The sequence below is a fragment of the 'Chrysanthemum coronarium' phytoplasma genome (assembly GCF_000744065.1).
GTDB lineage: Bacteria > Bacillota_I > Bacilli_A > Acholeplasmatales > Acholeplasmataceae > Phytoplasma > Phytoplasma asteris.
Window position 1 is genome coordinate 1 of the sequence record NZ_BBIY01000020.1, and the last position, 9,011, is coordinate 9,011.

Consider the following 9,011-nt stretch of genomic DNA (forward strand, 5'->3'; position numbering starts at 1 on the left):
TAGTCTGTATAGTTTTTGATTGTCCTTGCAAGTATAGGTTTTTTTCATTACCAAATCTCCATTACATGAATATCTTCAGGATTAAAAGTAATATCTACTTGTTTGTTTAATTCAACATGGTCAGTAGTATGAATAGTGTAGGTTCTTTGGGCAGTTTTAACATCAATTTCCCAGTGGACGCCTTTGAAAATAATTGATTGTACTATACCTGTAATTAAGCCTTTTCCTTGGGAGACAATATCAATGTCTTCGGGACGAATAACAATATCTACATTTTCTTCTTTGCGAAAACCCTTATCTACACAATTAAAAGTTTGATTGTCAAAATGAACTAAAAAATCATCTTTCATCACTCCTTTAATTAAGTTGGATTCTCCTACAAATTGAGCTACAAAACGATTAGCAGGTTCGTTGTAAATATCTTCAGGACTTCCTATTTGTTGAATTTCGCCATGATTCATGACAACTACTTTATCACTCATAGTAAATGCTTCTTCTTGGTCGTGAGTGACAAATAAAAAAGTAATTCCTGAGTTTTTTTGGATTTCTTTAAGTTCGTATTGCATTTCTTGTTTTAATTTTAAATCTAGATTAGATAAAGGCTCATCAAGTAATAAAACTTGGGGTTTGTTAATTAAAGCTCTTGCAATTGCTACTCGTTGTTGTTGTCCCCCTGATAATTGTTCAATGGTTCTTTTTTCAAGTCCTTGTAAACCCATAATTTTAAGGTATTTTAATACTTCTTTTTGGATTTGTTCTTCTTGCTCTTTCTTGTTTATTTTTTTGCATTTAAGAGCAGTTTGTTTTGCTTCAAAATCTTTGGTTAAAGTTTCAATTTGATTGTTAAAGTTATGTGTAATTTGGGTAGTTTTTTCTTGCGTTAAATCTTTGGTTAATTCTTGATGAAAAGTTTTTGATAAATTGGCTTTGTTAGTTTGATAATGAGTTTTATTAAGAACTAAATTAGCTTTAATCTTGGAGTTAAAATCTTTTAAACGTAAGCCAAAAGCTACATTTTCAAAGACATTTAAATGAGGGAATAAAGCGTATTTTTGAAAAACAGTATTAATTGGTCTTTTGTGAGCAGCTACATTTAAAATGCTTTTTTCTTGAAATAAAACCTCTCCGCTACTAGGGTTTTCAAAACCGCCTAAAATACGTAAAATAGTAGTTTTTCCACAACCTGAAGGACCTAATAAAGTGACAAATTCATTTTGTTTAATTTCTAAATTTATGCCTCTTAAAATTAATTGATTGTCAAATACTTTGGTTAAATCTTTTAAAATAATTAATGTTTTCATGGTTTGATACCTATCTTTTTTGGAGAAATAAAGTTTATAATTTATAAGTTTAAGTTGTAAATTGTTGTTTAATTAGCAATTATCAAATATAAAAAAATAGTCGATAAACTAAATGTAATAAGTTAGTCAATAAAATAATTATAAAGCAAAATAATCAATTTATAACAAAATAAAAAAGGAGTAATTAAAATTACAACAATAAACAATCAAAAAGGACCAAAATCTCTTAATATTTCAAATTTATTTATTGCTAATTTTAGCTTATCATAAAATTAATAAATTGCAATCATAAAAAGTGCTTTTTTTGCTGATATTGTTATAATATCTATAAATTTTGTTAAAATAAATGTGTTAAGAAAATTATAGTAAAATGATTTTTTGCAAATATTGATTCAAATAATTAAAAATTGTTGGATAAATGCTTATAAAGATTCTTATTATGTTTATTTTTTGGTATTTGTCAATTTGTTTATTTTCATTAAAATTTTATGTTGGAATTTTTTATCATTTCAAATTAATTTACTAAAAAAATGCACTAAAAAAATAAACCCAATTAAACTAACTAATTAATATATAAAAATATAAAGGAAGGTATATTATGAAATGGGAACCGCAAAGATTTGAATATCCTGAACCAGATAATCAACCGCAAAATCCGCCAAATTATCCAATTCCGCCCAAAAAACCTAAAAATTATTTGGCAATTGCTACTAATGTAAGTGCTATTATTGTAAATATTATGGTGATTTTCTTTCTGTTTGCTTTAATTAAAGGATCTGAAAATTTTTCTAAGACTATGGGAAAAGACACCCAAGAAGATACTATGTGGGCACAAGAAAAAGAATACAGACCCAAAGGCAATCTTAATATTGATAGCTTTTCTGGATATGATGAAGTCAAAGACGAGTTAAGAGAATATATTTCAGCAGTAAATGATGATGCAAATGAAATGAACCCTTTGCCTCATAAAGATTTACCAAGAGGAGTTTTATTGTATGGTCCTCCAGGAACAGGAAAAACTTATTTAGCTAAATGTTTAGTGGGTTCTGTTAAAGGTAAAGCTCCTTTTTTTGTTACTACTGGCTCTGATTTTGTCGAAAAATATGTAGGAGTTGGAGCAGCTCGTGTAAGAGGATTATTTAAAGTAGCTCAAGAAACTGCCAAACAACGTGGACAGAGTTATTATTTTATCTTTATTGATGAAATAGATGCTATTGGAGCTGAAAGAAGCAAAGAAAAAAGCGCTCAAGAACATTCAGGTACTCTTAATGCTTTGTTAACTCAACTTGATGGAGTAGATTCAGATGAAAAAACTCCGCAAGCTATTGTTATTGGAGCAACTAATCGTAAAGATTTTTTAGATGATGCCTTAATTAGAGAAGGGCGTTTAGGAAAGCACATTTATTTAGGCACTCCAGATTTAAAAACAACCCAAGCCTTACTTATAGCTTTTATGAAACGAGAAAACATTGAAAAAACAAATTATCCTTCAGATGATGAATTAAAACAAGTGGCAAAAACTTTGCACGGATCTAAATTTACTCCTGCAGATATTAATTCTTTAGTGAAAGAAGCTAAAAAGATAGCCTCCAAAGATACTAATTCCCCAAACAAAATTACACCTTTGCATATCTATGATGCTATGGATTTAATTTTAATGGGTCCTGAATTAAAACAAAGTATCTCTAAAGCAGATAAAAAAAGAGTTATTAATCATGAATTAGGACATGCCATAGTAGCTCATGCTCTAGGGTTTGATGTGCATCGTGTAACTGCTAAACCAAGAGGACAAGCAGGAGGATATACTATCTTTTTTTCTGCTAGTAATGAAGGTGAACAAGCCGATCAACTTTTAACTAAACAAGATTTATTAAAACAAATGATTACTGCTTTAGCAGGACGCGCAGCTGAAGAAGTATTTGAAACTAGTGTTAGTGTTGGTTGTTGTGATGATTTGAAAAAGGTGCGTACTATTGCTACTAAAATGGTAAAAGAGTTTGGAATGTCATTAGGTTCGGAAAGTATGGATTTTAGTTTGGATAATGATACTCAAGCTAAAGAAATTAATGAAATTATTCAAGCTAGTTATAATGCAGCTAAAGAAATTATTGAAAAATATAAAGAAGATCCAAATGATAAAGATAACAAAACTCCTAATTTACAATGGAAACATTTAAGTGAAAAACTTGCTACACAAAATTTAGGAAAAGATGCTTTTGTTTCTCAAGAAAGCAAATATTTTTATACAACAACAATTTCAATTGATGAAGTTCAAGAAACACAATCAAATAAGAAAAAAGAATACAAAATAAAATTAGAAGATAAAAAATTTACTCAAAGAGCTGAAGAAACTCCAACTCCACAACCAACTTCCCCTAGTTATAATAATCAATAATTACATTACAAAAAACAAATCTTTTATATACTTTTTTACAATTTAATACCCTAATAAACCCGTCTTAATTGATGGGTTTTTTTATTTTGTTTACTTTATATTTTTTATTTTTTTATATCCCTTAAAACTGCATAATTAATTAATATTTGCAAAAAGACAAAAATTATTGTATAATATCTAGTAATAAATACTTTGATGATTTGTAGAAATAACAATAATCATTTATTTTAAAAACAATTTCAAAAATATTTATCTTTTTTGATACATTTATCATAATTATGACAACAAAACCCCCACAACAATCGCTTATATGATATTAAAAAGCTTTAGGGAGCAATAAATTGCGTAAAAACATTAAATTCAAAATCTTTTTATCAATGATTAATTATCGATTATACGGTCTTATAAATTAATTATTAGATAATTATATAAATTCATTTGTTTAGTAAGTAATTATTTATAATTATGATACTATTTTAATAAAGCCCAAAAGCCATTTATCAATTGGCTATTTTTATAACATTTATTTATAATATCAATTTATTTTATTTAATTTTTTTATTTTAATGTTGATTTTCATTATTTGCATTTTTTTTACTTATTTTGGGAAAGCTAAATATTTATTCATTTATTATTTCATTTCACAATCTTTTTTATATTTACAACTGTTTTATTTTTAATTTATTAGATTTTTAATTATTTTTTATATTTTTTCCTAACTTACTTTTTTGTTTATTTTTCCAATTTTTCATTTTGCCTATTTTAGTTTTATTTTAAAAACTATTTAACAAAACCATTTATTTGTTGTTGTTGTTATGCTATTTTTTTTATCTATAAATAAATACCAACCCAAAAACAAAATAAAAAAAGAAAACCAACATAGCAATATAGCAAAAAGAAAATTATTAATAGTTATTTAAAATGATTGTATATTTAAAAATATAAAGATATTTTCAAAACATAAAAAAACATATAAAACCGTATAAAAGGAGATAATTAACTTGACTTATGATTAGCGATATTAGTGATATTTGTATTAATTTTTTTAATAAGGTAAAATCTTTTTTGTCTAAAGTAAAGCAATATTTAATTAAAAATAAGGTATTTTAGTATTTTAATTATTTTTTGGTAGCTGTTTGTATTTTTTTGTTATTGTGGTTGCATATTAAAGTTTTTGCTAAGAAACATTCCAATCCTAATGCTCTTAAAGGAGGTATTTTTGTAGGAATGGGTCCTGTTTGTGTGCAATCTGATGAGGATGCTTCGGTTTCAGATAGCCATCTTACTTTAGAAGATGAACGTTTAACTGGATTTGAAGTTTTGTTATTGAAAGAAATTGCCAAACAACAAGGTAAAGAATTAGAATTAACAATTAATACTTTTGCAGGATTATTAGGCGATATTGAAACAGGTAAAGCCGATATAACTGCTTCATGTCTTGCTATTACTGAGGATAGAAAAGCCAAAGTTGATTTTAGTATTGCATATAATGTTCCTATGAATGGATTTGTAGTAAGAAGGGACAATAAAGATTTTGAATCTAATCTTTTTGCACACAACGCAAGAGTCAAAGATAAAGATTTATTTGCTCACTTAGACAATTTATATGAAAATGCCAAAAAGGAAGGCAAAAAAATCATTTACTTTTATAGCTGTTACTGCTAGTGCCACTGATACAGATTTTTTAGGTAAAGGTTATATTAAAAAATTATTAAATAATAGAGATATTATCAAAAAAGAAACTTCTTCAGATGATATTGGACCTAATTTAGAATTTATTAGAAATAATAAAGCAGATATTTTTGTAGTTGATGATGTAATAGCACATTATAATACTGAAGGAGACAAAGATTTAAAGTATTTTATTCTTGATTCAACTGATCCTCAATTGCAATCAGGTCCTAATGGTGTAGGAGTTGTTGTTAAAAAAGGTGATACCAAAAGACAAAAAGAAGTTAATGATGCTTTGAGGAAAATATTTAATTTAGAATATGTAAAAGACAAAGATGGAAAAGATACAGATGTTATTGAAGATCTTAAATATATTCTTACAAGATTGCATGAATTAAAGAAAGAGAAAAGAACAAAGGACCAAGAAACTAGATACAAAGATTTAAAAGGCAAAAATACAAGAAAACCAGAAGAAGAAAAAGAATTTAGTACTTCATTTAAAGTTTTAGATAAATTTATTCTTGGAAATCTACAAAAAATTGATGAAGCCCAAGAAAGATTTGATGCATTAAAAGAGATTAAATTAGAATTTGATACTTTGGAAAAATGTTTAGACGGCAAAAGACAAGAAATAAAAGAAGAACACGACCAATTAAAAAATAAAAAGGCATATAATTCTAAAACTCAAAAAAACAATCAAAACTTTGAACTGTTATCTTTTTTTAGACAACTTTTGTTTCTAAAATTATTCTTTAAGACTTAAAATTAAATAGATAATTTCCTATCTTTTCAAACTAAAGAAATATTTTTTTCGTTTAAAAAAAGTGTCTAAACTTTTTTTTCATAATTCTTTAGTTTCAAAAGATATTTTTTTAATATTTTAACCCTTCACTATATATTTAAGTGAAAAAAGTTAAAATTCCGTTAAGAAAATGAAATTATAATTATTTTTTTACGTAATTATGTTATTTTGGTCAAAAAAATGTGCAAAAAAGTAACCTCTTTTTCAAGGCTAAAACATTAAAATAAATTAAAAAAAATAATTTATATAAGATTTTGGGAATATTGAGAAGGAGATAAATAATTTAATTTAGCTAAAATCCATTGATTATTCCAAAAATTAGGGAAATAATTGATTATTTTTTTAACTTTTTCAGTTGATTTTTGAAATAAAAAAGGATGTTGATGTTGTAAGATAGTTTTCATTTGTCCAAAAAAGTTTTCAATGATGGCGTTATCACGAGGGGTAGCTTTTCTTGACATGCTGATTAAAAAACCTTTTTTCGTTAAAGTTAGTTGGACTTTTTGTGATTGATAAACTTTTCCTTGATCGGAATGAATAATACAAGGTTCTTTTAATGGAGGTAATTTTTTGATTGTATTTAAAACTAATTCTTTATTTTGATATTTTGAAGTGTGGGAAGCGATGATTTGGTTGTTAAAAGAGTCGATAATACAAGAAAAATAGAGAAAACCTTGATTCGTTTTAAAATAAGTAATATCGGTAAATAGTTTTTGGAGGGGGTTGGTGGCCATAAAATCTTGATTAATTAAATTATCTACTACTTTTAATTTAGCTTTTAAATTATTTTTATAATTATATTTATTTTTTTTAATTCTTAAACGACAATTAATTTCGTTTTTTTTCATGATGGTGTAAACTTTTTTCTTGGTGATGGACTCGTTAAAGGTTTTTTGATATAAATCAGTTATTTTCCGATGACCGTAAAAATATTGATAATGGAAACATAAAGCTTTAATGCGATTTTGTTGTAATAAATATTTTTCTTTTTTGGCTTTGATTTTATTTTCGACTTTCAACCAATAATAATAAGTGCTTCTTTTTGTTCGGATAGTTTTTAAAATGGTTGTTAAATTTAGTTTTTGATTAAATTGTTTAACTAATTCAAAAACTGTTTTTTTATCAGTTTTTTGATTTTTTTTCATTAGAGCTTGCAATAATTTATTTTTTTGTTTTAATATTTCTTTTGATTTTTCATTTTTCATGATTTAAATATTGTTTCCTTTTTTATATCATATACATAAACCATTATAACTCTAAATCATTATATTCATTGAAAAAAAGGGGGGTCGCGCGCAACTGGGGGATTTTTATTTATTCTTTCTTGTGTTTGTGTTTGCTTATAATTTTTGTTAGCGCTTCAGCGCGTTAGGTGATTGTATTTGGTTAATTTTTTACACTCCTTTTAATAATGGAAAGGGAAATAGGGAGTTATTTATATATCGAAAAATAATAATGATAGATAAAAGATACAACGATAATATCAAATATCGAGTATCATTATCATTATCGATATAATATATAAAATATCACTCATTTAAAATGTTTGGTTTTTGCAAGGAAATTAAAGGAGTCAAATGATGATAAAATGATGAGTGTATGATGATAAAATGATGAGTGTATGATGATAAAATGATGAGTGTATGATGATAAAATGATGAGTTAAATAATTTATTTATTTTATGATTTTTCTTTTGTTAAATATCTTTTATAATCAGGACGCATTTTTTTAACCCGATAGCCTTGTTTATTTTTGGTTAAAAATAATTTGATGTGTTTTAAATCTTCCAATTGATAATAAATAACATTTAATCCTTTTTTATAATTTGTTTTTATAGGATTGTTATATTTATCTACTTTTTTGTCATCTAATTTATATAATTTCAAAGTGTATAGTTTGTCTATGGGTATCTTACTTATTAATTCTTTAATGTAGTCTTTTTGTTCGTTGAGATAATTAATTTGGAAGATAGGGAAATGAGTTTTAAGGGTATTATTTTGGCATTTTGGGGGTGATATGGGGTTGGTTAGGGTTTGATTATTATTATTGTTTTCGGGAGAGTGGGTTTTGATTATTTCTATTCTATACTTTTTCATTTCTTCTAAGATTTGTGGGTCTACAAATAGAGTTTGGTTTTTGGGACGGTAGTTTGCTTCTTGGTAGGTATTTTTCTTTTTAGAATGAGAGATAATAGTGAGATTGATTAAATCTTCTTTTAATATTTTTAAAAAGTTTTTAATTTGAGTTAAATCGTTAGGTGTTGATTTTGTTTCCCAACCACCCCTAATGATTCCTTGATTTGTTTCGTTTTTCATTTTTGTCTCCTTTTATTTGGTTTTTTGTTATAAAAATAAAAATCCCCAAATTTGCGAAAAATAAAATCGCAAAATTTAGGGGTATATGCGCTTGTTTGGGGGTATGTTAATGTTATTATACATGTAAGTTTAATATATTAGTTAAAAAGCAATAATTTTAATCAATTATTTCTACTTTGTCTTTTCCAAAAAAATAAATAGCTAAATCGACTATGATTTTATTTTTGGCCTCTTCATAAGTAATGTATGGGTCTAAAAAACATTTTTGATATGCTTCTTTTCCGAATTGGCGTAATAAATCATCAACATCTTTACAAGTTTTATCATAAGGTGGTAAAATGTGTCTAATTTCGTAGATAATATTTTCTTCTTTAAGTTGTTCTCCTAAGGCTTCACTGCGTTTTTGACCTGTTTCATCATTATCTAAGGCGATAATCACTTTGATTTTTTCTTTTTTAAGAATTTCTATTTGTGATTTAGAAAGTAGTTGAGTGACACAAATGAGACCAACCACGTTTTTAATATT

Annotated in this window: 7 protein-coding genes; 3 read left to right on the top strand and 4 right to left on the bottom strand. The window is 25.9% G+C overall.

Features of this window, described 5'->3' with window-relative positions; genetic code table 11:
* Positions 1-47: 47 nt before the first annotated feature.
* Positions 48-1,301 (bottom strand): ABC transporter ATP-binding protein, encoded by a 1,254-nt coding sequence (locus tag OYV_RS01110; RefSeq protein ID WP_042067827.1) that lies wholly within the window; start codon positions 1,299-1,301, stop codon positions 48-50.
* Between the two features lie 598 nt (positions 1,302-1,899).
* On the opposite strand from OYV_RS01110, the gene OYV_RS01120 reads away from it, so the two are divergent.
* The 3 genes from OYV_RS01120 (at position 1,900) to OYV_RS01130 (ending at position 6,130) form a co-directional block, all read left to right on the top strand.
* Positions 1,900-3,696 carry an AAA family ATPase gene (locus OYV_RS01120; protein WP_042067831.1) on the top strand — a complete coding sequence of 599 codons (1,797 nt, stop codon included), beginning with the start codon at positions 1,900-1,902 and terminating at the stop codon, positions 3,694-3,696.
* Between the two features lie 1,146 nt (positions 3,697-4,842).
* The gene (locus OYV_RS05510; protein WP_152550821.1) at positions 4,843-5,361 is read left to right on the top strand and encodes a substrate-binding periplasmic protein; all 519 of its coding nucleotides are present in this window, start codon (positions 4,843-4,845) and stop codon (positions 5,359-5,361) included.
* The gene (locus tag OYV_RS01130) at positions 5,303-6,130 is read left to right on the top strand and encodes a transporter substrate-binding domain-containing protein (RefSeq protein ID WP_042067835.1); all 828 of its coding nucleotides are present in this window, start codon (positions 5,303-5,305) and stop codon (positions 6,128-6,130) included. Before OYV_RS05510 ends, OYV_RS01130 begins: the two co-directional genes overlap by 59 nt.
* 281 nt (positions 6,131-6,411) lie before the next feature.
* Here OYV_RS01130 and OYV_RS01135 read toward each other — a convergent pair whose 3' ends face one another.
* From OYV_RS01135 to OYV_RS01145, 3 genes are all read right to left on the bottom strand, one after another.
* Positions 6,412-7,374 carry an IS3 family transposase gene (locus tag OYV_RS01135; RefSeq protein WP_042067837.1) on the bottom strand — a complete coding sequence of 321 codons (963 nt, stop codon included), beginning with the start codon at positions 7,372-7,374 and terminating at the stop codon, positions 6,412-6,414.
* Between the two features lie 475 nt (positions 7,375-7,849).
* Positions 7,850-8,485 (bottom strand): hypothetical protein, encoded by a 636-nt coding sequence (locus OYV_RS01140; RefSeq protein ID WP_042067839.1) that lies wholly within the window; start codon positions 8,483-8,485, stop codon positions 7,850-7,852.
* A gap of 157 nt (positions 8,486-8,642) precedes the next feature.
* On the bottom strand, positions 8,643-9,011 hold a 369-nt coding region (locus OYV_RS01145; protein ID WP_172642335.1), incomplete at its 5' end, for a toprim domain-containing protein.

What these genes read in the sequence shown, in the direction of transcription:
- OYV_RS01110 (WP_042067827.1), bottom strand. Translation starts at nt 1,301, where the DNA reads ATGAAAACATTAATTATTTTAAAAGATTTAACCAAAGTATTTGACAAT.
- OYV_RS01120 (WP_042067831.1), top strand. Translation starts at nt 1,900, where the DNA reads ATGAAATGGGAACCGCAAAGATTTGAATATCCTGAACCAGATAATCAA.
- OYV_RS01130 (WP_042067835.1), top strand. Translation starts at nt 5,303, where the DNA reads ATGAAAATGCCAAAAAGGAAGGCAAAAAAATCATTTACTTTTATAGCT.
- OYV_RS01135 (WP_042067837.1), bottom strand. Translation starts at nt 7,374, where the DNA reads ATGAAAAATGAAAAATCAAAAGAAATATTAAAACAAAAAAATAAATTA.
- OYV_RS01140 (WP_042067839.1), bottom strand. Translation starts at nt 8,485, where the DNA reads ATGAAAAACGAAACAAATCAAGGAATCATTAGGGGTGGTTGGGAAACA.